Origin of the sequence: Bifidobacterium cuniculi (assembly GCF_000741575.1) — a bacterium.
Taxonomy (GTDB): Bacteria; Actinomycetota; Actinomycetes; order Actinomycetales; family Bifidobacteriaceae; genus Bifidobacterium; species Bifidobacterium cuniculi.
The window spans coordinates 13,176-38,667 of sequence record NZ_JGYV01000012.1; the positions used below are offsets into that span (position 1 = coordinate 13,176).

22 protein-coding genes are annotated in these 25,492 nt (G+C 62.3%); 7 read left to right on the top strand and 15 right to left on the bottom strand.

The features are described from left to right. Nucleotides 1–80: 80 nt before the first annotated feature. The 5 genes from BCUN_RS07485 to BCUN_RS07515 form a co-directional block, all read right to left on the bottom strand. Complete coding sequence (locus tag BCUN_RS07485) at nt 81–1,367, bottom strand: MFS transporter (protein ID WP_033518381.1); 1,287 nt, start codon at nt 1,365–1,367, stop codon at nt 81–83. Nucleotides 1,368–1,824: 457 nt separating this feature from the next. After that, entirely contained in the window at nt 1,825–3,351 is a 1,527-nt protein-coding gene (locus BCUN_RS07490; protein WP_051920919.1) for an amino acid permease, read from the bottom strand. Between the two features lie 265 nt (nt 3,352–3,616). After that, the gene (locus BCUN_RS11510) at nt 3,617–4,516 is read right to left on the bottom strand and encodes a hypothetical protein (protein WP_051920920.1); all 900 of its coding nucleotides are present in this window, start codon (nt 4,514–4,516) and stop codon (nt 3,617–3,619) included. Between the two features lie 233 nt (nt 4,517–4,749). Then, entirely contained in the window at nt 4,750–7,257 is a 2,508-nt protein-coding gene (locus BCUN_RS07510) for a glycoside hydrolase family 94 protein (protein WP_238552352.1), read from the bottom strand. 143 nt (nt 7,258–7,400) lie between these two features. Further along, nucleotides 7,401–7,979 (bottom strand): TetR/AcrR family transcriptional regulator, encoded by a 579-nt coding sequence (locus BCUN_RS07515; RefSeq protein WP_033516439.1) that lies wholly within the window; start codon nt 7,977–7,979, stop codon nt 7,401–7,403. Nucleotides 7,980–8,120: 141 nt separating this feature from the next. Here BCUN_RS07515 and BCUN_RS07520 point away from each other — a divergent pair, with 141 nt between their 5' ends. Together BCUN_RS07520 and BCUN_RS07525 are read left to right on the top strand one after the other, a co-directional pair. Beyond that, on the top strand, nt 8,121–8,822 hold the full coding sequence (locus BCUN_RS07520) for an ABC transporter ATP-binding protein (RefSeq protein ID WP_033516438.1): 702 nt from the start codon (nt 8,121–8,123) through the stop codon (nt 8,820–8,822). Nucleotides 8,823–8,872: 50 nt separating this feature from the next. After that, nucleotides 8,873–11,872, top strand: a complete 3,000-nt coding sequence (locus BCUN_RS07525) for an ABC transporter permease (RefSeq protein ID WP_152598119.1) — start codon at nt 8,873–8,875, stop codon at nt 11,870–11,872. A 441-nt stretch (nt 11,873–12,313) separates the two neighbouring features. Here BCUN_RS07525 and BCUN_RS07530 read toward each other — a convergent pair whose 3' ends face one another. From BCUN_RS07530 to BCUN_RS11515, 4 genes are all read right to left on the bottom strand, one after another. Further along, nucleotides 12,314–12,649 carry a hypothetical protein gene (locus BCUN_RS07530; RefSeq protein ID WP_033516437.1) on the bottom strand — a complete coding sequence of 112 codons (336 nt, stop codon included), beginning with the start codon at nt 12,647–12,649 and terminating at the stop codon, nt 12,314–12,316. A 17-nt stretch (nt 12,650–12,666) separates the two neighbouring features. Then, on the bottom strand, nt 12,667–13,098 hold the full coding sequence (locus BCUN_RS12350; protein ID WP_152598118.1) for a hypothetical protein: 432 nt from the start codon (nt 13,096–13,098) through the stop codon (nt 12,667–12,669). A gap of 2 nt (nt 13,099–13,100) precedes the next feature. Continuing rightward, nucleotides 13,101–13,778, bottom strand: a complete 678-nt coding sequence (locus BCUN_RS11920; RefSeq protein WP_081895617.1) for a DUF4417 domain-containing protein — start codon at nt 13,776–13,778, stop codon at nt 13,101–13,103. Nucleotides 13,779–13,948: 170 nt separating this feature from the next. Beyond that, on the bottom strand, nt 13,949–14,359 hold the full coding sequence (locus BCUN_RS11515; RefSeq protein ID WP_051920922.1) for a hypothetical protein: 411 nt from the start codon (nt 14,357–14,359) through the stop codon (nt 13,949–13,951). A gap of 140 nt (nt 14,360–14,499) precedes the next feature. On the opposite strand from BCUN_RS11515, the gene BCUN_RS12355 reads away from it, so the two are divergent. Together BCUN_RS12355 and BCUN_RS07545 are read left to right on the top strand one after the other, a co-directional pair. Next, complete coding sequence (locus BCUN_RS12355) at nt 14,500–14,706, top strand: hypothetical protein (protein ID WP_152598117.1); 207 nt, start codon at nt 14,500–14,502, stop codon at nt 14,704–14,706. Nucleotides 14,707–14,910: 204 nt separating this feature from the next. Next, on the top strand, nt 14,911–16,476 hold the full coding sequence (locus BCUN_RS07545; protein ID WP_051920923.1) for an amino acid permease: 1,566 nt from the start codon (nt 14,911–14,913) through the stop codon (nt 16,474–16,476). A gap of 120 nt (nt 16,477–16,596) precedes the next feature. On the opposite strand, the gene BCUN_RS12360 is transcribed toward BCUN_RS07545, so the two are convergent. Beyond that, nucleotides 16,597–16,833, bottom strand: a complete 237-nt coding sequence (locus BCUN_RS12360) for a hypothetical protein (RefSeq protein WP_152598116.1) — start codon at nt 16,831–16,833, stop codon at nt 16,597–16,599. 257 nt (nt 16,834–17,090) lie between these two features. Here BCUN_RS12360 and BCUN_RS07555 point away from each other — a divergent pair, with 257 nt between their 5' ends. The 3 genes from BCUN_RS07555 (at nt 17,091) to BCUN_RS07565 (ending at nt 21,620) form a co-directional block, all read left to right on the top strand. Continuing rightward, complete coding sequence (locus BCUN_RS07555) at nt 17,091–17,699, top strand: MarR family winged helix-turn-helix transcriptional regulator (protein WP_081895619.1); 609 nt, start codon at nt 17,091–17,093, stop codon at nt 17,697–17,699. 94 nt (nt 17,700–17,793) lie between these two features. Beyond that, on the top strand, nt 17,794–19,713 hold the full coding sequence (locus BCUN_RS07560) for an ABC transporter ATP-binding protein (protein WP_033516434.1): 1,920 nt from the start codon (nt 17,794–17,796) through the stop codon (nt 19,711–19,713). Between the two features lie 62 nt (nt 19,714–19,775). Then, nucleotides 19,776–21,620 carry an ABC transporter ATP-binding protein gene (locus tag BCUN_RS07565; RefSeq protein ID WP_033516433.1) on the top strand — a complete coding sequence of 615 codons (1,845 nt, stop codon included), beginning with the start codon at nt 19,776–19,778 and terminating at the stop codon, nt 21,618–21,620. Between the two features lie 79 nt (nt 21,621–21,699). Here the strand turns inward: BCUN_RS07565 and BCUN_RS11520 are convergent, their stop codons facing one another. The 5 genes from BCUN_RS11520 to BCUN_RS07590 all read right to left on the bottom strand — a co-directional run. Then, complete coding sequence (locus BCUN_RS11520) at nt 21,700–22,437, bottom strand: hypothetical protein (protein WP_051920924.1); 738 nt, start codon at nt 22,435–22,437, stop codon at nt 21,700–21,702. Further along, complete coding sequence (locus tag BCUN_RS07575) at nt 22,401–23,096, bottom strand: response regulator (protein WP_081895620.1); 696 nt, start codon at nt 23,094–23,096, stop codon at nt 22,401–22,403. Before BCUN_RS07575 ends, BCUN_RS11520 begins: the two co-directional genes overlap by 37 nt. A 176-nt stretch (nt 23,097–23,272) precedes the next feature. After that, nucleotides 23,273–23,956 (bottom strand): hypothetical protein, encoded by a 684-nt coding sequence (locus BCUN_RS11525; protein ID WP_051920925.1) that lies wholly within the window; start codon nt 23,954–23,956, stop codon nt 23,273–23,275. A gap of 250 nt (nt 23,957–24,206) precedes the next feature. Further along, entirely contained in the window at nt 24,207–24,551 is a 345-nt protein-coding gene (locus BCUN_RS07585; RefSeq protein WP_034258549.1) for a hypothetical protein, read from the bottom strand. Between the two features lie 558 nt (nt 24,552–25,109). Continuing rightward, nucleotides 25,110–25,492: IS3 family transposase (locus BCUN_RS07590; protein WP_034258551.1), on the bottom strand; the 383-nt coding region annotated here is incomplete at its 5' end.

Sequence of the window (25,492 nt, forward strand, 5' to 3'; positions counted from 1 at the left end):
CACCGCGAGCGGGTGCCCGCTTTAACGCAATGGGGAATCTACGCTGCTCAGGGCAATCTCTTCCGTGCTCAAAATGCAGTTCACACCAGCGGCGTGTGCTCCCACTCGACGGCGCTGGGGATGGTGCGTAGCGGGCGGAAGCGCAGGATGATGACGGCACTGACTGCCATGACCGCGACGAAGATCGCCATGGTCCAACGGTAGCCGACGGCGGGCAGGAAGCTGCCGGCCGCAGCAGAGGAGAAGGCGGAGAGGACCTGTGCAGGCACGCTCAGAGAGACGGTGACGCGACCCTGCATGTCGTCAGGCGTCTTGGCGAAGACGAAGCCGAGCATCAAGGCGTTGACGATGGGGAAGGGCAGGCACGCCACCGCGTTCGCTACGAGCACGACCCAGTAGGCATCCGACCAAACCAAGGGGAGAGCCGCCACGCATACGAAGATGAAGCTGGCACAGACCACTGGGCCGACCGGTGCCCGATCGCTGAGCTTGCCTGCGATGAAGGCGCCGAGGAGCATGGCGACGAAGACGCCGGTGTTGATGAAGCCGATGGCGGTGGCGTCGACCCCGGTGGACATGAGATGCAGCTGGATGCCGTACTGCAGCCCATTGATGCCGAAATTGAGCAACGCCGAGGAAACCATGACCGCCAGCAGCATCCTGCGGCGCAACGACCACGCCCATCCCTGGGAGAAATCACGGGCAAAGGACGTCAGCGCCGTGCGCAGGGAATGCCCGGCTGCTTCCTTGGCGCCGTTGGCTGCGCGATTGGGACGCCTGATGCCGACCGCTGCCACGCCGGCTACCGCATACATGACCGCCGTCGCCAGGAACGGCAGCCACGGCGTGACGCTGAAGAGAAAGCCGCCGACCGGGCTGCCGGCCATGTTGACTGCCGCGTCGCGTCCTTCGTTGAGACTGCGCGCCTTCGGGTAGTTGCGTGCGCTGACGATGGACTTGAGCATAGCGTCCGATGCCGGCCCGAGGAAACCGTTGACTGCCGAACAGGCCACGGCAATGCCCAGCAGGACCGGGTATGTCAGCCTGCCTGCCATGAGCAGTCCGGTGACGCCACCCCAGCATGCCAAGCCGGCCACGGCGTTGACGATGATGAGCAGTTTGCGGTCGTGACGGTCCACGAAGGTGCCGCCGAACACCGCGCACACCTGCTGGGCGATTGCCGCCGCGGAACCGAGCCAACCGGCTGCGGCCGTGGACCCGGACAACGCATAGCCGATGAGGGAGATCGCCAACGACCGCAGCGCCACGCCGACCGCCGTGGCGGTGTCGGCCGTGAACCAAGCGCGATAGGCTGGTGTGTTCCAGAGCCGAGTGCCGGTGTCTGTTGGCTGTGCCGTCTGTGTCATCGCATCCCTCCTCGCCGGATTTACCAGCATCCTATCAACGTGCCGGTTCCAGGCGAGGGATGCGGGGCGCTCCTTGAGCTTTCGGTGAATGGTGCGTCCGATATGTGAACCAGTGACTGCGGTGCCACCACGCCAGTGCCACAATGCGCCGTCGTCCTGTCGCCGCATCGTGGACACCTTTTCCTTGGGGCTATCGCTTCATGTAAGAAACCTGGCGCTTCTGTAAGAAATCCGTGAGCTTCCGTCCTTTAAAGCGGGCACCGGGTCAGGTGCATTTCCTGCGTTAGGGCGGGCACTCGCTCGCGGTATTTCCTGCGTTAAAGCGGGCAGTGTCACGCAGTGTTTCACGCACGTTATGTCAGCCTTCGACCCGGTGCCCGCTTTAAGTACGAAAGACTTCCGGGTCGGTGCCCGCTTTAACGCAGGAGAGCCGAATGGCCGCGCCAAGACGCAAGACCTACGCCTTGCGACTCCTGCGGTCCACCACCGCATACGCGCAGAACAGCACCGCCAGCCAGATCACGCCGGCGACGAGCGCCACGCGGTAGCTGGGGGAGAAGCACATGAGCACGGCGACCAGCGCGAGGAACGCGATGACGAGGTACGGCATCACGCTCGCCCACGGCAGCTTGAACTGGATCTTCCCGATCGCCTCCTGGCCGGTGAGTCCCTTGAGCTCGCCGGGGCCGTCGCCCGCGGCGACGCACCGGCGGAACTTCACCTGCGTGACCATCACCATCGTCCAGTTGATGAGCGCGGAGATCGTGGCGATCGACATGAGGTAGTTGAAGGCGAAGTCGGGCCACACGAACACGACGACCACGGCGATCGCGGTGATCACGGCGCTGGTTAGCACGCCGGCGACCGGCACGCCGCGCCGGCTCAGCTTGCCGAGGAAAGCCGGCGCGTTGTGCTGGCGCGCCAGCGAGTACAGCATGCGCGAGTTCGAGTAGAGACCGGAGTTGTACACGCTCATCACGGCAGTCAGGCACACGAAGTTGAGGATGCCGGCGGCCACGCGCACGCCGACCGAGTCGAAGATCTGCACGAAGGGGCTGACGGTGCCGTCGAGCGTGTTCCACGGCACGACGGCCATGATGATGCCCAGTGCGGCGACGTAGAACACGAGGATGCGCCAGATGACGCCGTTCGTCGCTTTCGGGATGGTGCGGCGCGGGTCGGCGGTCTCGCCGGCGGTGATGCCGATGAGCTCGGTGCCGCCGAAGCTGAACATGACCACGACGAGCGCCATGAGCAGGCCGGTCCACTGGCCGTCGGCGCTGCGCTGCATGAGGCCGTGCGGGAAGAAGCCGCCGCCGACGTCGAACCAGTTGGCGAAGGAGGCGCGCACGCCGCTGGCGGTGGGCACGTTGGCGACGATGACGTAGAGGCCGCCGACGATCATGGCGATGACCGCGACGATCTTGATGAGGGCGAACCAGAACTCGAACTCGCCGAACTCGCTGACGCCGATGAGGTTGAGCGCCATGATGAGCACGAGGAACACCGCCGCAGACACCCACTGCGGGATGTTCGGGAACCAGTAGTTCACGAAGGACCCGACCACGGAGAGCTCGACCATGGAGACGAGGATGTAGTTGAACCAGTAGTTCCAGCCGGAGATGAAGCCGGCGCGCTTGGACCAGTAGCGGGTGGCGTAGTAGCTGAAGGCGCCGGCCTTGGGATCCTCGACCGACATCTCGCCCAGGGCACGTACGATCATGAAGATGGCCAGGCCGCCGATGACGTAGGCCAGGAGGATGGAGGGGCCCGCCAGCGTGATGGACTCGCTCGACCCGTAGAACAGGCCGGTGCCGATGGCACCGCCCAGCGCGATGAGCTGGATGTGCCGGTTCTTCAGGCCCTTCTTGAGGGTGGGCGTGTTCGGATCCGCGCCCTGCGGGTGGAGGACGTCCTTGGTGAAGGGCCGGGATGCACGGCCGGCGGTGCTGCCGCCGGGGGCGTCCGTGGGTGAGTGTGCCATGGGATTCCTTCTTGCTTGCTCGTACTCGCTGTCAACCGCGTGGCCGTCCACGCAACGTTCCGCATTGTAAGTCCCCAACTCTCCCTGATTTGTTACGGCGGCCCATAGGTTCGCGGCAAGCCGGGCGGAAGTCCTGCTCCGCGTCGTGTATGCGGCGAATCCGTGGGGGAATCGACTGGTTTCCGTAAAAATTCGTCGTGGAGAGCGGCTGCGGCGACGAATTCCCTTGGAGTCTGGTCAGTTTCCGTAGGAATTCGCCGCAGGGTCAGGCAATCATCGTCGGTTGCAGGACCATGGGGGAGGGAGCGAGCGGGACTCCGGCGCGCACGAGCTTGCGCTGGAGCGGCACGCGTCGCACGGCCTCCTCGAAGAGGACATGCACGACGGTGTTGACGCCGCAATCACGAAGGAACTCGTCACGGTCAAGCTGTTCTACGGCCACTTTTGCCGGGCTCCTGCCATGGGTCATGGCAGGGTCGACGTACTTGGCGCGGCCGTCGAGCTCAAGCACCACCAGGCGCCCGTCGGGGAGCTCCCAGAGGAAATCGACACGTACCGTCCGTCCTCCGCGGCGGAACTCCACTTGGAGCCGGGGCGCGGCGAAGCCCATCTCCATGATCACGGCACGCACGTAGGACTCGCCGCCGTTCTCGCTGAGCGGATCGCCGCATCGCAGGAGCGCGCGTACATAGCCGTCCAGCCGGCGCAGGAATGCAGCCGTCTCCTCAAGCCGTTCCGTCGACAGTCCCTGACGCAGCGCACTGTCCACCATGGGCAGCGCACTGGTGAAAGGTAGGTGGGGTACGGCGACCATGACGGAGACCTCCGTCGGGGTCATCGGCAGGCCCCTTACCGTGACGATGTCCAGCGACGCCGGCACGCGCATGCGGATGAGCTGCGCGCCGGGACCGGTGTGGCGCTTGGCCGCGTTGCATCCGCGGTCGGTGATGGTCACGATATCCGTGTGCAACTGGCGTCCATGCTCAATGCCTTGGAAATCCTGGGCGGCGATGTCGGTGGCGACCCACTGTGGATGCAGTCGGTGCAGTGTGCGCAACAGCGTGCGCGCCTGCTCGTGCGGATCCTTGGCGCACCATGTGGCGGTGTCGTCATAGAGGCCGCGATAAGGGACGGTCAGCAGGCCCGCCTGCTGATAGCGGCGCACCGAGGGAACGTTCGGCCGGGGTGGTGGGGTGCAGGCATTCGCCCCGGGCATGGACCTCGGTCAGCCATGCCGACAGGGCTGGACTCAATGCGGTGATCATGCCTCGACGGTAGGGGAAGCATGATCACCGGCGCCAGCTGGGAGGGGCATTGTGGTCGGACGGTCATCCCGTCGCGGGAATGTGGATGGCCGTCACCTGGCGTGGAATCCGTCACCACGCCAGGCGCAGTCGGTCACATGGTGACTTCGGCACGTACTTCCTCGGTGCCTTCGGGAGCCATCGGGATGGTGTTGCCGTCTACTGCCCGGCCGTCGACGCCCAGGGTGCGCTCGCCGGTGCGGGTGATGTGGATGACGTACTTCGTGCCGCGGAAGGTGCGCTCCACGGTCAGGTCGGTGAACTGTGCAGGCAGGTGCGGCTCGACCTTGAGGCCGTCGAAGGTGGGCTGGATGCCCAGCAGGTACTGGGAGACGTCCACGAAGGTCCAGGCGGCGGTGCCGGTCAGCCAGGAGTTCTTGCCCTCGCCTGGCTGGGGTGCCTCGGGGCCGGCGACCATCTGGCAGTAGACGTAGGGTTCGGTGCGGTGCACGTCGGAGTGCTCCTCCACATAGGCGGGGCAGGTGCGCGTGTATACGTTGAAGGCCTCGTCGTCGTTGCCGACCTTGGCATTGGCGATGGAGATCCACGGGTTGTTGTGGCAGAAGATGCCGCCGTTCTCCTTGTAGCCGCGCGGGTAGGAGGAGATTTCGCCCAGCTCGATGCGGTAGGTGGAGTAGGCGGGCGCCAGGATGGCGGTGCCCCAGCGGCAGGTGAGCAGGTCCTTGGTGGACTTGAGCGCCTGTTGCGCCTTGCCGTCGTCGGTGCCGATGCCGGCCATGACGCACATGCCCTGCGGCTCGATGTAGATGCGGCCCTCGGTGTCGTCCTTGGTGCCGACGGCATTGCCGTTCGCGTCGTAGGCGCGGCGGAACCATGCGCCGTCCCAGCCGGCCGTGAGCGTCGCCTCGCGCACTTCTTCGATGGCCTGGCGTACGGCGGCCGTCTCTTCCTTGACCTGCTCGTCGCTCATGCCGCAGGCGGTGCCGAAGCGTTCGAGGATCTGCGCGTACTGCTCGCCGTAGAGTACGAACATACCCGCGATGAATACCGACTCGGCGATGCCGGTGTCGTTGTTCTCGACCGTCTGGAAGCTTTCGCCCGGGGTGGAGGAGAAGCAGTTGAGGTTGAGGCAGTCGTTCCAGTCGGCGCGGCCGATGAGCGGCAGGCCGTGCGGACCGCGGTGGCCCATGGTGAAGTTCACGGAGCGACGCAGGTGCTCGAGCAGCGGCTGCTCGGAGCCTTCGGCGTTGTCGAACTGGGTCGGTTCGCGCAGGATGGAGTCGTCGCCCGTCTCGGTCAGGTAGGCGAAGACGCCGGCGACGAGCCACAGCGGGTCGTCGTTGAAGCCGCCGCCGATGTCCGCGTTGCCCTTCTTGGTCAGCGGCTGGTACTGGTGCCATGCCGAGCCGTCGGGCAGCTGGGTGGCGGCGATGTCGAGGATGCGCGCGCGGGCACGTTCCGGGATCATGTGCACGAAGCCGAGCAGGTCCTGGTTGGAATCGCGGAAGCCCATGCCGCGTCCTATGCCGGACTCGTAGTAGGAGGCGGAACGCGAGAGGTTGAAGGTGACCATGCACTGGTACTGGTTCCAGATGTTGACCATGCGGTCGAGCTTCCCGTCGCCCGAGGAGACCTGGAAGCCGCCGAGTAGCCGCTCCCAGTAATCCTGCAGCTCCCGGAAAGCCGCCTTGACCTTCTCGGTGGTGTCGAAGCGCGCGATGAGCTCGTGGGCGGGCGTCTTGTTGATGATGCCCACCTTGGCCGGGTCCGTCGGGTCTTCCCACTTGCGGTCGTCGGGCACTTCGATGTAACCGAGCATGAAGACGAGCGTGCGCTCCTCGCCCGCGGCGAGCTCCAGGCGGACGCGTTCGGCGGCGATCGGGTACCAACCGTGCGCGATGGTGTCGCGTGGCTTGCCGTCGGCAATGACCTGCGGGGTGTCCCAGCCGTTGAACTGGCCGAGGAAGTCGTCGCGGCTCGTGTCGGAACCGACGGTCGGCTCGTTCACCGAGAAGAAGGCGTAGTGGTTGCGGCGTTCCTTGAACTCGGTCTTGTGGTAGATGACGGTATCGTCGTCGGTGCGCTCCACCTCGACCTCGCCGGTGGACAGGTTGCGCTGGAAGTTGCTCGAGTCGTCCACGGCATTCCACAGGCACCATTCCACGCAGCCGGTGGCATCGACCACGATCGGCTCGCCCGTGGTATTGCGCACGGTGAGCAGGTTGATCTCGGCGGCGGTGTGCAGCGGCACGAAGGCGGTCAGTTCGGATTCGACGCCCTGGTAGCCGGCGTGGAAGGTGGTGTAGCCGATGCCGTGGCGGCACTCATAGGAATCGAGCGGGGCCTTCGTGGGCAGGAAGGTCGGCGACCAGGTGGCGATGGGCGTGGCGTCCTCGCCGGCACCGCTCATGAGGCTCAGGTAATAGTTGCGTGCACCGTTGTCCATCGGCACGCCGTTGTAGCGATAGCGGGTGATGCGGCGCAGCTTCGCGTCCTTGTAGAAGGAATAGCCGCCTCCCGTGTTGGAGATGAGGGAGAAGAAGTCCTCGTTGCCCAGATAGTTGATCCACGGCAGGGGAGTGGCGGGGGTCTCGATCACGTATTCGCGGGCTTTGTCGTCGAAGTGTCCGTACTGCACCACGGTGTGTCCTTTCCTTGGCATGCCCTGGCTTGCGTCGGTGAAAGGCCTATGGCATGCGCGTTGTCGATAGGGTTATAGATAAGAGTAGCATCTATATGTTAAATCATCAAACTAATCGGTGGTGTGTGCCTTCCTAGAGATCTCTAGAGACCTGCGTGCTGTTTCGGCATGCTCATGTCGATGATGGTCTGCGCCACTTGCTCGGGGGAGGCCTCCAGGCCGGTGTCGAGCCAGTATTGGATCAGCCCGATGGCGCCGTGGATGGCGAACTGCAGGCGCAGGCGGTTCTCGTTCGGGTCGTTCGATGCCGGCTGCAGCTGCATGATCTCGTCGTCGTGCTGGTAGAGCAGGCCCATGAGCCGTCTTTGGAAATCGAGGTCCGCGCGGCTGCTCATGAGGACCTGCAGGTGGCTGCGGTTGTCCGCGATGTAGGCGCAGATGCGGCGTATCGCGGTCTCGGCGTCCGTGGGGTCGGACTGGGAGAGCAGGTCGTCGAAGGCCGCGGAGACGTGGTCGATGGCCTCGCCCTCCACGTCGTGCAGCAGGTCCTCCAGGCCGTCGTAATGCGCATAGAAGGTTGAGCGGTTGACGTCCGCCTGGGAGCACAGCTCGCTCACCGTGATGTGGGGCATCGACTTCTCGCGCAACAGTTCCACCATGGTGTCCTGCAGCACGCTGCGCGTGTAACGGGTGCGACGGCTCTCCGTCAGTGTCTTGGCCATGGACGCCTCCTTGCCGTACTGTGCTGAAAACAACGACACGCCAACCGACTGTTGGTTGCGAAACCGACAATGTGTTGGTTTACTATGATTCTACATCGAACAAACGTGAGAATGTGTCGGTGTGTCGAGCAGGGAGGCGCCATGGCATACATTGCTTTCGAGGACGTGGTCAAGGAGTATCCGTCCGGCTCCACGTCCATCCGCGCCCTCGACGGCGCGGACTTCAAAGCCGGCGAAGGCGAGCTCTCGGTGATCCTCGGACAGTCCGGCGCCGGCAAGACCACGGCGCTCAACATCCTCGGCGGCATGGACACCGCCACCTCCGGCCACGTGGTGGTGGGCGGCCGCGACATCACGCACCTCGACCGTCACGACCTCATCACCTACCGGCGCAACGACATCGGCTTCGTGTTCCAGTTCTACAACCTCATCCCCAACCTCACGGCCCTGGAGAACGTGGAGCTCGCTTCGCAGATCTGCGCCGACCACTTCGACCCCGCCGAAACCCTGCGCAAGGTCGGCCTCGGCGACCGTCTCGGCAATTTCCCCGCCCAGCTGTCCGGCGGGGAACAGCAACGCGTCTCGATCGCCCGTGCCGTCGCCAAGAAGCCGAAGCTGCTGCTGTGCGACGAGCCCACCGGTGCGCTCGACTACGAGACGGGCCGCGAAGTGCTGCAGCTGCTGCAGGACATCTGCCGCGACGAAGGCATGACCGTGCTCATCGTGACGCACAACGCCGCACTCGCGCCCATGGCGCACAAGGTCATCCGCTTCCGCTCGGGCCGGGTAGGCAGCCAGGACATCAACCCGAACCCCACGCCCATCGCGGACATCGAGTGGTGAGGTGCGGTATGGATGGCATGCGCAGTGTGGTGGGTGGGACAGGGCGACCCATGGAACGAACGGCAGGAGGCAAGGCCGGCATAGGCGGTGTTGCCGGGGCTGCCGTGCCCATGAGCGGCCGTGACCCGGGCAAAGGGCATGGCGGACGTTGGGGCAGGCCGGCGGGCAGTGCCTTCCTGGTTGCCACCTTGCGTTCCTGGCTGCAGTCATGGAAGCCCTTCCTGTCGATCCTCGTAATCTCCATGCTCGGCGTGGCCGTGCTCACCGGCATCTACGCGGGCTGCCGCGACACCTTCCTGGCGGCTGACCGCTTCTTCGACGCTCAAGGACTGCACGACGTGCAGGTGCTCTCCACCATGGGGCTCGACGACGATGACGTGGAGGCACTCAAGCAAGTGCCTGGCGTCCGGGCGGTCCAGGCCGACAGGTCCCAGTCCGTGCTGGTGGAGGTCGACGGCAAGCAGCGCTCCGCCGTCATTCGCGAAATCGGGACGCAAGGCATTGACCGGCCCTCTCTGCAAAGCGGTTCCATGCCCGCCAAGGCGGGCGAGGTGGCCGTGACGGAACGTTTTCTCAAGGATTCCGGACTGCGGATAGGTGACGAGATCGACGTGACCGCGGACGATGGGACAGACGATGCCGAGACCCGGGATGGGACCGCGGATGGTACTGAATCCGTGGGCGGCGGCACGGAAGCCGCGCCGAGCTTCCCTACGCACCTGCGTATCACCGGCGTGGTGTTGGATCCCTCCGACCTGACCAATCCGAACGGCTACTCGAGGTCGTCCTTCCGTTCCTCCGCCTCGGATGACTATGTCCTGTTCGCGCCGTCCGACGGCGTGATAGGCGACGTCTACACGTCGGTTTCCCTGCTCGTGGACGGTGCGGAAGCCCTGGAATCCTTCTCGCAGGACTACAACGACCTGACCTCTTCCGTGGCCAAGCGCATTGAAAGCCAAGTGCAATCGACCCGCGAGCAGGCACGCCTCGACTCGCTCAAGGCCGATGCCCAGGAAGCGCTGGACGATGCCAGGAAGGACACCGACACGCAATTCGACCAGGCGGCGCAGGCCTTGGCGGACCAACAGGCGCAACTGGACGACCAGCGAGCACAACTCGACGCACAACTGACGCAACTTGGCCTGGCCGAAGCCAACGCGCCCCCGCAGCTGCAGGCCGCAATCCAGCAACTGGAGACCGCCCAAACCAAACTGGACGATGCTTCCGAGGATCTCGCAGCGAAGCGGAAGGATGCTGCTGGCGAATTCGCCAAGCAGCAGCAGGAGATCGACGATCTCGCCACGCCACGGTGGTACGTCCAGACGCGTTCGGCCATCGGCGGCTTTAGCTCGCTCAAGTCGGACATCAGCTCGATCGAATCGCTCGGCAAGGCTTTTCCCGTCCTCTTCCTCATCGTGGCCGTCATGATGAGCCTGACCACCATGAGTCGCCTGGTGGAGGAGGACCGCGGACTTGTGGGCACCTACCTCGGCCTCGGCTACGGCCGCGTGACCATCGCGCTGCGATACGTGCTCTTCGCACTGCTCGGCTGTCTGATTGGCGGCGGATTGGGCCTGCTCGTGGGTTTCCTCGGCATCCCCGCCTTCCTGCTCGTGGTGATCAAGGGGCTCTACGTCATTCCCGACCTGCGCTTTGAATACGACTGGCTCGTCGGCTCGCTCGGCGTCCTGCTCTTCGTGGGGGGCGTGGTCGGTGCCACCTTGGTTGCCGTGGTGCGCGAACTGCGCCAGATGCCGGCCTCGCTCATGCGCCCGAAGTCACCCAAGCCGGGGGCGCGTATCCTGCTCGAACACGTCAGGCCGCTCTGGAAGCGCATGACTTTCCTGAACAAGGTGACTGCACGCAACATCTTCCGCTTCAAGTCGCGGCTCATCATGACCGTCGGCGGCGTGGCGGGCTGCACCGCGCTCATCGTGTGCGGATTGGCAATCAACGACACCGTCGCCGTGCTCGGCGAGCAGCAGTTCGGGCAAATCAACCAATACGACATGATGGCCGTCTCCAACGACGGCGACGCGAAAACCATGCGCGAGCGCATCGTCTCCGACGGACAGACCACCGCGATCATGGACGTCCGCGTGGAAAACGGCGAGCTGACGAACGCATCCGGCCATGGCGAAAGCATCCAGCTGGTTGTCGTCCCCGAACGACAGCTGGGAGAACTCGACGAGATGCTGCGCGTCGAAGCGCCCAGGTCGGAAGGGCTGATCGGCTGGGCAGCCTCCTTGTTCGGCAGTGGCAGGCAGGACAAGACCATCGCGCTCGACGACAGCGGCATCATCGTGGCGCAGTCCGCGGCGAAGACGCTCGGCATCGACAGTGGCGACCGCGTCAGTCTCAAGGCGGACGGCTTCGTACCGGCCACCACGCAGGTCCATGCCGTGATGCGCAATCTCCTCGGCAGCCAGGTCTACATCAGCGAGGACCTCTACCGTCAGCTCTTCCCCGACTCGTCGTCCGGCGATGCAGACGCGGATACGTCGGCCATCACCTGGAACGCCGTCTATGCCAAGCTCAAGGGCGACTCCACGCATCAGCGCCACTACGTCGCCCAGCTCGAGGAGGACGGCACGGTCATGACGGCCGTGAGCTGTGCACAACAGATGGAGGACTTCAAGTTCGACCTCATGGGAGCCGTCGTGGCGCTCATCGTGACATTGGCCGGTGCGCTCGCGCTCGTGGTGCTGTTCACCTTGGCGCATACGAACGTGTCCGAGCGCATCCGCGAAATGGCCACGCTCAAGGTATTGGGTTTCTATGACCGCGAGGTGCACCGCTACATCGACCGCGAGATGATGGTGATGACGCTCATGGGCACCGTGATCGGCCTGCCCCTGGGCCGATGGCTGGCCAGCCTGCTCACGGGCGTGCTCAACATGCCCTCGATGTATTTCGAGGTGACGGTATCCCCATGGAGCTACGTGGCGGCCGCCGTCGCCACCCTGGCCTTCGCCGTCCTGGTGCAGCTCTTCGTCAACCCCGTCCTGGACCGCATCGACCCCGTCAGTTCCCTCAAGTCCGTGGAATAGCAACATGCGAAAAGGAGGCTAAGGGGATTAAATAACAGTCGTGCGTATTCCGTTCCTCTCGAGGGCGGAAACATATGCCTTTAGCGTCAAGTTCGCAAATGCTCGGTAGATGCTATTGCCGAAATCAGGCCGATCATTCTGCAGTATAAGACCTTTTATCCCGCGTGACGCAAGATGTTGTAGAAAAAGGTTCCATTGAGCAAGATCTGTTGCGCAAGTATCCAACGTCGATACCTTTGCAAGACGAGTTGCATAGCCGCATATGCTGTCTTGTAAATCGAAAGGTGAATCGAGGTCTTCAGAAGGTAGAGGTCCTTTATGCTCGCAGGCTCGTATGGTACACGTGCGGAAAGCGTCTGTGTACATGCTTGACAGCAAGAACATATGGTACCAACAGGGGCTCGGACCTCGTTCCTTGGTTGTATGCGACATGGTTACCTCTCAAAAAGCCAATTCTGCAAATGTATGCCGAGACTCGGCTGTCTGCAATGCTTTAACGACTGTGCTTAAGCCATGCACATATGCCTCACTCATTGCGACATTTGCCTTGGTAAGTTCTTGTTTAGCTATTTGGAGAGCCATGTGGACCTCCCGGGAATTAATCCGTTCCTCTTCGTAGGGGGCGATCAATATTTCGAACTGCCTGTTGTACTTTTCGAACAAATGAGACTGCAGACAGTCGAACTCTTCTTGGGAAAGGGGAAACATGTCGCACGTGTCATCTGGTCCGATTGGTGCGTCCTCCTGCACGTTTTTGGGAACGAGAATTGTATACATATGAGGAAATGGATCTTTCACTGTGTCATACCTCGTTTCTTGATTCGGTAGTGTGTTGCTCTTTGAAATTCATCCTTGGTTCGTCCGCGTTGTTTTCCATTGACGGTTATGTTGTGGGCGTCTTTTCCATGAATGTCAAGATATTGCGTTCGTCTGGATGATTGCGAAGCTGCTACATCCATGATTCGCAGATATCCGCTGACGTCAACGATGACGCATATGGTTCGGTCATGGTTGTAGTACTTCAACTTTGTCCCCTCGGCAATGGGAGAGGCCCCAGGGGCGAGTTCATTCAATACCTCATTAAGGTCTACCCATTCCCAATTGGATCCATGCCGTTCCACGCGTTCATGGGCCCTACCGATGGCGCGAAGCAGATTGTCATCATGGGATTCCGCTTCAGTATGGCGCTCCCGAGCAAGTTTCGAATAAGTTCCTTTTGCGTCCATGGTTACTTCGCTCCCGTGTCTTTCCGTGCGGCGTGGAAGGAGCGATATCGATATTCGCGATAAACGCGAAAGTCGATGTGTTCTTGTTCCAATACGGCCTGAAATTGCGGGCGAAGTGCACCATAAACAAGTAATGATTTCGGTTGCGTCACTATGAGCTTTTGGCAGAGCAGCGTTATGTTTGTGGAGATATGCCGTCTTGCACATCCCAGCGTTCCAACTGCAAATTGGGTGTCGGCTGGATAGGAGGTAAGTGCTGATAAGGTTTCCTCGCTGCCGATACGCCAATTAGGCACAATTGGCACACCGTGTATCCCCAACCATAATGTAGCGAGCATATTGACCAGAATGTGGAATTGCTGCATTTCGAGGGGCATGTCGGGGCGGGGACTGAAATCGAATCCACTCACGCCCATGAAACGCTTATATTCTGGGAGATCGGAGCTTAAACGGAACAGACGGCGATACAGGGAATCATCATTCATGAACATAGTGATGACTGTGTCCTGTGGGTTTTTGGACTGAAGCCGATTGTTCCAGTCGATCATCTCTGATGGTTTGTCGTGAAGTAGAAGTCCCTCGGGGAACCGTGGATATCCTTCATCGGAGAATTGTATGCCGTGCAAGCGGAGCTCGGAGCCCGTTCGTTCGCACCACTCGAAAAGGGAAGGGTGTCCCATGTAATCGTCCTTTCATGCATGCAAAAGAGATATAGGTAACTTGTCGTGTATTGCATTGCTTGGAAGGAAGAGGATGTGCAATAATGCGTAATGCGGGTGTTGTGCATTATTGTTACAGCATCTTCCTGTGTGGCGGATTACGCCAATAATTCGCCACACTTTTCCAAAAGTCAGCGGGTGTCTGTCCTACGCGTACTCCTCTCTGTAATGTGACTGTTGTCAAGATTGAAGATTATGGCATTGTCCTCAGGGAAATAGTCACCTTCGGTTTTATATCCATTGTCTTCAAGGTTCCATCTCATAAGTCTCTGTAATGTCATTTTGAGGTCGAAATTATTCCATCGCACCCCCGCGCGCGACGACCGGCCTTCCTTGAGAAAAGGACGTGCGTCTGTGGTGTCTTGCGAACACGTCTGAATGGCTAGGCGATGGGCGCTGTCGTCCATGAGGACAAGCACATATTCAGGACGCTTGAGTTTGTCTACGGTTGCCTTGTTGAAGCTTACTCCATCTTTCGTGACAGTCATTGTAGGAATGCCTGTCACAAATTCGAGCGCCCGGAAGGAATCTAATTCGCTCATGGAACCCTCCTTACTGATACTGTTCAAAATCTAATTTCGAAGTATACCATATTGCGCGTTGTTTGCGTCTCTCGTTTGGTTTGATTTGCGTCTTTCGTGCTTCGGCATTTCCTGTGTAAATGTGTTGTATGATAAATCATTTGAGTGTCTTCATTGCGGCGTCGCGTGGCGAGATTGCAATAAGCGTCCTCAACATGCCCTCGATGTATTTCGAGGTGACGGTATCCCCGTGGAGTTACGTGATCGCCGCTGCCGCCACCTTGGCCTTCGCCTTCCTGGTGCAGCTCTTCGTCAACCCCGTCCTGGACCGCATCGACCCCGTCAGTTCCCTCAAGTCCGTGGAATAGCGCCACCTCCTCCTCCGAGAGATCTCTCGGAGGAGGAGGGGGTGGTGGGGCATGCAAACGCACATGGACGCGCATGCGTCCCGCGCGCGTATGCGCACGCATCCATACCCGGGGCGCCGCTGTCGTTCGCCGTACGGGGAAGCGCCCCTTTCGGTTTGCATCCGTAACCTTGGCGTCTATAGAGTCGTTCATATTATGTGTGATATGCAACAATCCGAACAGAGCAAGGACAGGCGCCCATCCGGCACTGCGCCGACGTCGCTGCACAGCCTGGACGAAAACAACGAGATGGAACGCGGCCTGACGAATAAGCACGTGCAGTTCATCGCCATCGGCGGTGCCATCGGCACTGGCCTGTTCCTGGGCGCGGGCAAGTCCATCAACCTGACCGGACCGAGCATCGTGCTCGTCTACATCGCCGTCGGCATCATGATGTTCATCATGATGCGCGGCATCGGCGAACTCATGTACCGCGACCCGAGTCAGCACACCTTCATCAACTTCATCCGCATGTACCTGGGCAACGGCTGGGGCAAGTTCGCCCTGTGGTCCTACTGGATCGTGCTGGTGCTCATCGGCATGACCGAGATCACGGCCGTCGGCCAATACTGCGTCACCTTCTTCGGCACGCTCGGCTTCGACCTCAGTGCCTGGCAGTGGCTCATCGAGCTGTGCTTCCTGGTGGCGCTCGTGGGCATCAACCTCATCGCGGTGAAGGTCTTCGGCGAGGCGGAGTTCTGGTTCTCCATGATCAAGATCACGCTCATCGTGGTCATGATCGTCACTGCCGTCGTCATGCTCATCGCCGGATACAAGTACGGCGCCACGCAGGTGCCGGGCCAGGACCATGTCTCGCCGGCGGGCAGCGTCACCGTGCGCAACATCACCGACGGCTTCCAGCTCGCCCCCAACGGCTGGGTGTCCCTCCTCATGAGCTTCCAGATGGTCTTCTTCGCCTACGAGATGATCGAGTTCGTCGGCGTGACCGTCTCGGAGACGAAGAACCCGCGCAAGGTGCTCCCCAAGGCGGTCAACGGCATCATCGTGCGCGTGCTCATCTTCTACGTCGGCGCGCTGCTCGCCATCATGACCATCGTGCCGTGGCGCAACTTCGCGCCGAACGAGGACGGCTCCTTCACGTCGCCCTTCATCATGGTCTTCGAGTTCGCCGGCCTGCACTGGGCGGCCGCGCTCGTCTTCTTCGTGGTGCTTACCGCCGCGGCCAGCTCGCTCAACTCGCTGCTCTACTCCGCCGGCCGTCACCTCTTCCAGCTGGCCAACGAGTCGGTCTCGCCCACGTTGTCCAAGCTGGGCACCGTCTCGAAGGCGAAGGTGCCGGCGCGCGCCATCATCGCCTCGGGTTGCCTGGTGTTGCTCTCGCCGATCGTCAGCGCGCTGCCCGGCGTCTCCGGCGCCTTCGTGCTGTTCTCCTCGGCGAGCTCCGCGGTGATCATCTTCATCTACATCCTCACGATGGTCGCGCACTACCGCTACCGCAAGTCGCCGGAGTTCATGCCCGACGGTTTCCTCATGCCCGCCTACAAGGTGCTCGACCCGCTGGTCATCGCCTTCTTCGTGTTCATCTACGGTACCCTGTTCATCGCCGCCGACACCCGCTGGCCCGCGATCGCCGGCCTGGGCTGGCTGCTGCTCTTCGGCGGCTACTGCCTGCTCAAGAACCGCCACGAGACGCGCGGGCGGCGCGAGTTTGCCGAGGTGCGTGACGCCGAGCGCCGCAGTGCCGGCATGGCGGACCTCGACGACAGGTGACTGGCTGCTGCGCGACTGACACATTTTCCGGCCGTTGAAAATCGTGTAGGGCTGTGGGCTGCACAACTGACAGTTGTGCAGCCCACAGCCCTACACGATTTTCAACGGCCGGAAAATGTGTCACTGACTGCAATCTTCATGAGGGGGACGACGTCGTGATTCCTGCGCGTTCGAGCGCGAGGTTGAGGGGCTCTTCCTCTTGACTACATAGATTGTAGAGGCGCTGATGACGGCGAGGGAAATGGGGATTGCCCACCATAGGGACGAGGGGGAGTGCGTGATGCTGCCGATGACCATCGCGACGCTGAATACGGTCATCAACAGGTATCCGATGAGTTTGAGGATGTCCTTGACCATGGTGCCCCCGATTCCCGGTATGAGCGGTTGCGTGCCAAAACGGTTTTCACGATATCAGGTCCTTCGCGCGGGTTCTTGAGAAATCTCCCGTTTTCCCGTGACTTTTCCAGGGCGCGGCCCACGCCCTGGAAAAGTCACGGGAAAACGGGAGATTTCTCAAGAACCCGCGCACTGCACAATTTGTCTTACGGTGGAAATAGTTTTGAGTATAAGATAAATTTCCATCCTGGGAATCACGACTGGAAGCGAGGGGCGTGATGGATTACGAAGACGAGGCGATTCGCGAGGTCATGCACGTCATGTGGGGAAGCCGTTCCCGCATGACGCGCTCGCTGGAGCGCGGCGGCCATGGCGAGATGTTCGTGATGCGCGAGCTCATGATGCATGGCGCGCGTACGCCGTCCCAACTGGCCGAGGCCATGCGCGTGACCTCCGGGCGCGTCTCCGCGGTCATCGCCGCGTTGCTGCGCAAGGGCTGGGTGACGCGCGCCGAAGACCCGGAGGACCGCCGTCGCGTGGTCGTCGCGCTCTCCGACGAGGGCCGTGCGGCCATCCACGAACATAGCGAGGGCATGCGTGACAACCTGCGCTGGATCTTCAAGCGCATGGGCGAGCGCCGCACCCGGGAGTTCGTGGACCTCATCTCCGAGTTCCTCACCTACATGTCCCTGCTGCGGCCCGGCGAACCCCGTCCGACCGACGAGCAGATTCACGACGCCTTCGCGCGGCGTAACGACGAGCGCGAGCGGCTGCGCGCCGCTGCCTGCGTGGCGCGCGCCGTCTACGACGACGATCCCTTCCTCGGCGACGACAGCGCCGACCCCGCCGCTGCAAACGGCGTTTCCTGTCCGACTGACCAAGACTGACCGACTATCGCGATTGCGCCCCGCCGCCCGCGGTCCGGCCCCTTCCCGATCCCCAACCGGCGGACGCCCGCCCCACTGACCAAAAGGACCTTACATGTTCCGTATCATGAAATACCTCTCCAAGGCGGAGATGGGCCAGCTGTTCCTGGCCCTCGTGACCATCGTGGGCCAGGTCTACTTCGACCTGCAGCTGCCGACCTACATGTCGCAGATCACCACGCTCGTGGAGACCCCTGGCTCGAAGATGGCCGACATCTGGGCCGAGGGTGGCAAGATGCTGCTCGTTTCCCTCGGCTCGCTGGTGTGCGCCGTCGTCACCGGCTACCTGGCGGCCCGCGTTGCGGCCTCCTTCGGCCAGCGCCTGCGCTCCCTGGAGTTCCGCAAGGTCGAATCCTTCGGGCCTTCCGAGATCAACCGCTTCTCCACCGCGAGCCTCATCACGCGCTCCACCAACGACGTCACGCAGATCCAGATGTTCGTCACCATGGGCCTGCAGATGCTCGTCAAGGCGCCGATCATGGCCGTGTGGGCCGTGTGCAAGATCGCCGGTGGCGGCTTCGAGTGGACCCTGGCCACCGGCATCGCCACCGCCGTCCTGCTCATCGCGGTGGCCATCCTCATGGTGGTCGTCATGCCGAAGTTCAAGGCCATGCAGCAGCTGACCGACAACATCAACCTCGTGGCCCGCGAGAACCTCACCGGCCTGCGCGTCGTGCGCGCCTACAACGCCGACGACTACCAGGAGGCGAAGTTCGACCGCGCCAACGCCGAGCTCACCGGCACCCAGTTGTTCACGAACCGTGCGATGTCCATCATGATGCCGCTCATGAGCACCGTCATGAACGGCCTGTCGCTCGCCATCTACTGGATTGGTGCCTACCTGATCGAGGCCGCCGGCGTCGCCGACAAGCTGCCGCTGTTCTCCGACATGATCGTCTTCTCCAGCTACGCCGTGCAGGTGCTCATGAGCTTCCTGCTCATGAGCATGGTCTTCGTGCTCTGGCCGCGCGCCGACGTCTCCGCGCAGCGCGTCCTGGAGGTCATCAACACGCAGCCGCTCATCGAGTCCGGCAGCCGTGGGCGCGGCCTGACCGTCGCCGAGGCGCGCACCGCCGGCATCGTGACCGACGCCGACGCGCACGACTACGCCGACGACCTCGAGCTTGCCGGCCGCATCGACTTCCGTGACGTGAGCTTCACCTACCCCGACTCGCGCGAGGCGATGCTCGAGCACGTCAGCTTCACCGCCGAGCAGGGCCAGACGGTGGCGATCATCGGCTCGACCGGCTCCGGCAAGTCCTCGCTGATCAACCTCGTGCCGCGTTTCTACGACGTGACCGAGGGACAGGTGCTCGTCGACGGCGTGGACGTGCGCGACTACGACGTGCGCGTGCTGCGCGACAAGATCGGCTACGTGCCCCAGCAGTCCTTCCTGTTCAAGGGAACCGTCGCCTCCAACGTGAGCTACGGCGACCGCCCCGGCGAGGACGGGGACGTGCCGATGGCGGACACGTCCACTGCCGCCGGCCGGCGCATGGAGGAGCAGCTGATCGCCGCCGAGTCCGACCGTCCGCTCACCGCGCAGGAGATGAACCGCGTGGAGGAAGCGTGCGACGTGGCGCAGGCCACCGAGTTCGTCGAGAAGATGAAGGGCGGCTTCGAGGCGTCGATCGCGCAGGGCGGCACCAACGTGTCGGGCGGCCAGAAGCAGCGTCTGTCGATCGCCCGCGCCGTTTACCGCAAGCCGGAGATCCTCATCTTCGACGACTCCTTCTCCGCACTCGACTTCAAGACCGACCGCGTGGTGCGCGACGCCCTCAAGGACTACGCCAAGGATTCCACGAAGATCATCGTCGCCCAGCGCGTGGGCACCATCATGGATGCCGACCGCATCCTCGTGGTCGACGACGGCAGGATCGTCGGCCAGGGCACCCACCGGGAGCTGCTCGAGACCTGCGACGTCTACCGCGAGATCGCCCAGTCCCAGCTCAGCGAGCAGGAACTCGAGGCCTGACCAGGCTGTTCCACGTGGAACATCCTCGCACTGACTTACGCTTCGTTCAGAAAGGACCACACATGCCCGGACCAATGGGACATGGACGCGGCAGGGCCGTGGAAAAGCCGGCTGATTTCGCCGGTTCGATGAAACAGCTCATCCGCTTCAGCAAACGCTACATACCCGCCATCGTCATCGCGCTCATCCTCGGCATCGGCAGCACCGTCTGCCAGATCATCGGGCCCGACTACCTCAAGGACATGACCAACGAGATCGTCGCCGGCCTGCCCGCCCTGGTCGGCGGCAAGCCGGTGCTCAAGTCGATCGACATGGCGGCCGTCACGCGCATCGGCTGGATCCTCGTCGGCCTCTACGTCGGCTATGCGCTCCTCGGCTACGTGCAGAGCTGGATGATGGCCACCGTCACCCAGCGCACCGCCCAGCGGCTGCGCGACGCCATCAGCGTCAAGATCAACAAGCTGCCGCTCAAGTACTTCGACAAGGTCAGCTACGGCGACGTCATGAGCCGCATCACCAACGACGTCGACGCCGTCGGACAGACCCTCGGCCAGTCCCTCGGCTCGCTGCTGACCAGCGTCACGCTCTTCTTCGGCGCACTCATCATGATGTTCGCCAACAACGTCATCCTCACGCTGTGCGCCATCGGTGTGACCATCATCGGCCTCGTGCTCATGCTCTTCGTCATGAAGCGTTCGCAGAAGTACTTCACCGAGCAGCAGGTCGCGCTCGGCGACGTCAACGGCCACGTCGAGGAGATCTACGGCGGCCATCTCATCGTCAAGGCATACAACGGCGAGGCCGACGCCATCCGCCGCTTCGAGCGGTACAACAACGACCTGTACGAGTCGGGCTGGAAGAGCCAGTTCTTCTCCGGCCTCATGATGCCGATGATGAACCTCGTGGGCAACATTGGCTACGTCATCGTGTGCGTCGTCGGCGCGGCGCTCGCCATGAACGGCACCATCGAGTTCGGCGTCATCGTCGCCTTCATGCTCTACATCCGCCTGTTCACGCAGCCCCTCAGCCAGTTCGCGCAGGCCTTCCAGAACCTGCAGCGCTGCGCCGCCGGCGCCGAGCGCGTCTTCGGCTTCCTCGACGAACCCGAACTGCCCGACGAGCGCGACAAGGAGCCGCTGCTCGGCCGTGACGGCAACGGCGAGATCACGCCCGTGGAAGGCCGTGTCTCCTTCAGTCACGTGCGCTTCGGCTACGAGCCGGACCAGCCGGTCATCCACGACTTCTCCGCCGACGTTGCGCCCGGGCAGAAGGTCGCCATCGTCGGGCCGACCGGCGCGGGCAAGACGACCATGGTCAACCTGCTCATGCGCTTCTACGAGATCGACGCCGGCACCATTGCCATCGACGGCATCGACACGAAGTCCGTGCCGCGCTGGAACGTGCACGACCAGTTCTCCATGGTGCTGCAGGACACCTGGATCTTCCGCGGCACGGTGCGCGAGAACATCGTGTACGCGAAGGATGGCGTGAGCGACGAGCAGGTCGTGGCGGCGTGCAAGGCCGTGGGCCTCGACCGCTACATTCGCTCGCTGCCCGACGGCTACGACACCGTGCTCGACGACAAGACCACGCTGTCCCAGGGCCAGAAGCAGCTGCTGACCATCGCACGTGCGATGGTGCAGGACGCGCCGATCCTGATCCTCGACGAGGCGACGAGCTCCGTGGACACCCGCACCGAGGAGCTGGTGCAGAAGGCGATGGACCAGCTGACCGTGGGCCGCACGAGCTTCGTGATCGCCCACCGCCTCTCCACGATCCGCGACGCCGACATGATCCTGGTGATGAAGGACGGCGACATCGTGGAGCGTGGTACGCACGAGGAGCTGCTGGCCCGCAACGGCTTCTACGCCGACATCTACAATGCGCAGTTCACGCTGGCGCAGTAGGTGGGTGGGGGTTGTAGATGTCGGCGTAGAATCGGTTCCGCATAAAGACCGGGATTGCCGATGGCGTTCCGGTAACAACTTATTCATCCGTCATCTGCTCCAGCAGGAGGTCGACGATGCCGGCGACGTCGGTGGCGATGCCATCGAGCTGGGCGCGCACGTGCCGGTCGAGCTCGATGATCTCGTCAGGTGACGGCGGCCGGTCACCTGACGTCACCTGCAGTTCGCGCCGCTGCAGCTGCAGGTCGACTTCGGTGAGGCGGCCGGCGACGGCGTCGTGCATGCCGTGGGCAGAGCGGCGGACCTGTGCGCGCATCTGCCTCATGTGCTCCCGCAGCTGCCGCAACCGGACAAACACATGACGCAGTGCGCAGCTGAGCAGCGCATCCAGGATGAACATGGCTGCGAAGAGGAGCGACTGCGCCATGGAACCGCCGGTCAGGGCCAGCCAGCCACACTGATACGCGGACAGTGCGACGACCGCGCCGGCGGCTGCGGCGTCGCACGTGCGGTAAGCCCACAGGCCGAGCACGGCCATGATGGCGTAGAGCGAATACGCGCTGTAGACGGGGAAGACGGCGTCGCCGACCAGCGCGAGCACGCAGCAAGCGGCGAGCGCGGGGACGGGCCAGCGGTAGGAGGCGGCGAGGAGCAGCACCTGTGCGATGACCAGTGCGGCCAGCAGCAGCGGTGCGGTGTTGAGCGCGAACGTATCCCACAAGAGGACTGCCGACGTCACCGCGATGACGGCGAGGACGCCGGGGTGGGCGATCCGTGCGGTCAGTCGAGGCCGAACATGCGGTTGATGTGGTTCCATTGCACTATTCCTTCGCGCAGGTTGGCGGCGCCGAGCCGGTCGAGGGCATGCTGCCGGTGCTTGCGGACCGTGGCGGGGGAGCAGCCGAGATGGGTGGCGATGGCATCGTCGGTGATGCCGCGGGCGAGGAGATCCATGACCCGGCCTTGGGTCGGCGTAAGCATGGTGAGTGGGTGATGTTGGGTCTGGATGTGGCGAATGGCCTGGGCGGGAGAGTCGAAGCCGTCGCAGGACTCCCCGTGGACGATGGCGTGCAGGGCGTGGGCGATGCCGCGGATGTCGCGCTTGGAACACAGGCCCTGGCCGCCGGCCAGCCGCAGGGCGCCAAAATAGCGGTCGAGCGGCAGGGAGGTCATGCCCAGCACGGGGATGGTGTCGCCGTCGTGGCGCAGCTGCCAGACGACTTTCGGCCCGTCGATGTCGCCCAGGTGCATGTCCATGAGAATCGCGTCCGCTTCTCCCCGATGCCGTGTGCAGTGGTCGACCGTGTCGAAGCCGCCGGTCAGGTGGGCGACGACCTCCAGTCCAGGCAGGTAGGCGGCCAGCAGTTCCCCCACCAGTTCCATGGCCAATGGGTCGTTCTCCACGAGGATGAGGCGCAGGCGTTGCCGGGATGTTGCTGATGCGCCGCTTTCCTCGATATTCGCTGTTCCAACCATGCTTCCCTCCGCCCCTTCTTGGCGCTGACCATGACGTCCGCTCCTTGTCGATGATACCAGCGCATACCGTGGCGATGTTCTGTTGTCTTGTCTTGGATAGGATGGCTGTGAGTGTTTTCATGGAATCTTTCAGTTATTGTGATGAATCGTCATGGCGTGGGATGTCGCAGAAGCGGCTATTTGAATGGCTGCCAGCCTGGGAAACGGACGCTGAGGTCGGAATCGTCACCGTTGGTGACGAAGCATATGACGGATTTGGGATCATGGAAGTCGAAACTATATTTGCTGGCTGCCTCGCCTGTTTCGTCGTAGCGATCCGTGGTGAAGTTCCTGGCGGAGACCTCACGGTAGGCAGCTTGCTCCTCCTCGAACTGGCGTGCCGTATAGCTGGCGGGCACGAGCTTCTCACGGTGTAGGCAGTCGGTGATGGCCACGGGTATTTCCGCGTAAAGATTGGGATTGCCGATGGCTTGCCGGTAGGATTCATCCACGATGAGATACTCCTGGGAGCGGCATTGGCTGTCGTCGTGGGCGAGCTTATCCATCTCCGCCTCGGTACGTCCTACGTCGATGGGCATGAGTGCCGGACTGCGTAGGCCATTGTCGTATACGGGTACTTGTGGCGTGGTGTATCCTTTGTCCACCATGCATTGCTGGTAGTTGCTCCAGGCGCGATCGTAGTCGGCCTTGGAGATGGCGCCCCCGTTTTCCACGGCTTTGCGCAGGATCTCTTTCTGTGCTTCTGACATGGGATAAGTGGCGTTGTCGTCGATGCTCAGGAGGTATTCGATGCGGTCGGGGATAGATGCGGCGATCTTGATTGCGGTTGCCGACGGTTGGCTGCTCGGTTCGGGGGCCACTTCTTCCTGTGGCGCACTCCCGCAAGCCGACAGAGGTACAAGAAGAATGATCATGATTGACGCGAGAACGGCTCTTGTATGATGTTGCCTTTTTGATGCGATCGTAATGGGCATGATAGTGGTTTCCTTGCGGGATGAGTGAATATGGAAAGGGAAGGCACGGTTGCCTTCCCTTTCCATATTCAGTGCTGCCACGGCATAGTCAGAACATGGGCAAAAGCGAGGGACTTTTGCTGGAATTGACGGTTTGCTAACCGACGATGTATTTTGCGTAGTCGCCTGCAGTGGTTGCAGTCCCCGTTTGAGATACGCTGCATGTCTGGCCGAGACCAACCTTCATATATCGCGGGTTGATGTTGCCGCTTTGTTTGGCCTCGCAGTAGGAGGCTTGGTTGACGGAGTACATGCTGATGGCTGAGGAAGTGTAGGTGACGGTACGGCTGCCGCGGAAGTATCCGCCTTCGATTGAGCCGCTGCTGTAGGGGATGTAGGTTGCCGTCGCGGATGCGTAGGCGATGTTGGCGGTGGAGAAAGCAACGCCGAGGGCCAAGCCAACGGCACCGACCTTCTTCCATAGTGACATGTTCCTGCTCATGGGATTGCTCCTTCTTCCGTCTGCGACGGTGCTTCGCTGCGCCGCTGCGGGCCACGATCATCGTGCCTTGTGCACAGTTTCGCGTACGTGGGGTTTCAGAACAAGCGCTTCTACACACAGCGGGTATGTGCAAACATCGAATTTATTCAGTCGTCTCTATCGTCCTGTACCCGTTCCGGCAACAAGTCGATTTGCTCCGTTCGCTCCACTCCAGCGACTTCCAAGCTTCCAGCTCGCCGGCGCGCAGGTTGTCGTTGTTGCCGACCGCGTAGGTGCACATCGTGACTCGCTGAAGTCGAAGCTGAACGCGGCACGTCTCGCCGCAAGGTCCTGTCATCATTCGGTTGGTTGCGGCACGTACGAGCCGTCATGCCGCCATATGCCATTTGCTACCCACTATCAAATAGCCGGTCGGGAGACGTTCTGATGCGTCACAGTGAGTTGGCGACATTCCGCCGTTTTCACTACGCTATTTGAACTGTCCCCCGTTTTCTGGACGGGGTTAATGAGTGTCACCCACCCTCATGGTGTGGGTGCTCAGTCTACCATGCCCCGGCCCTACCCGGCCAGGGCCAGTAACGCCTGCTCATAGCGGTCGGGGCTCATGCCCCCGACCGCTGCCTGGCAGCGTGTCGAGTTCCAGTAACGGATGTAGCCCTCCAGGTCACGCTTGAACGACTCATAGTCAGCCCATTGACGACCCCGGAAGAACTCGTCCTTGAGATGACCGAACACCTGCTCGGTCGCGGCGTTGTCCAAGCAGTTGCCCTTGCGTGACATGCTGCGCACGATGCCCATGCGCGCGCACGCCCGCGCCCAGGCGGGCTGCTGGTACTGCCAGCCCTGGTCACTGTGCAGCAACGGCACCGCGCCCGCCGGCAGCGCATCGGCCAGGCCGGCCAACAAGTCAGCCTGTTGCGCCCAGTCCGGGTGACGCGAGA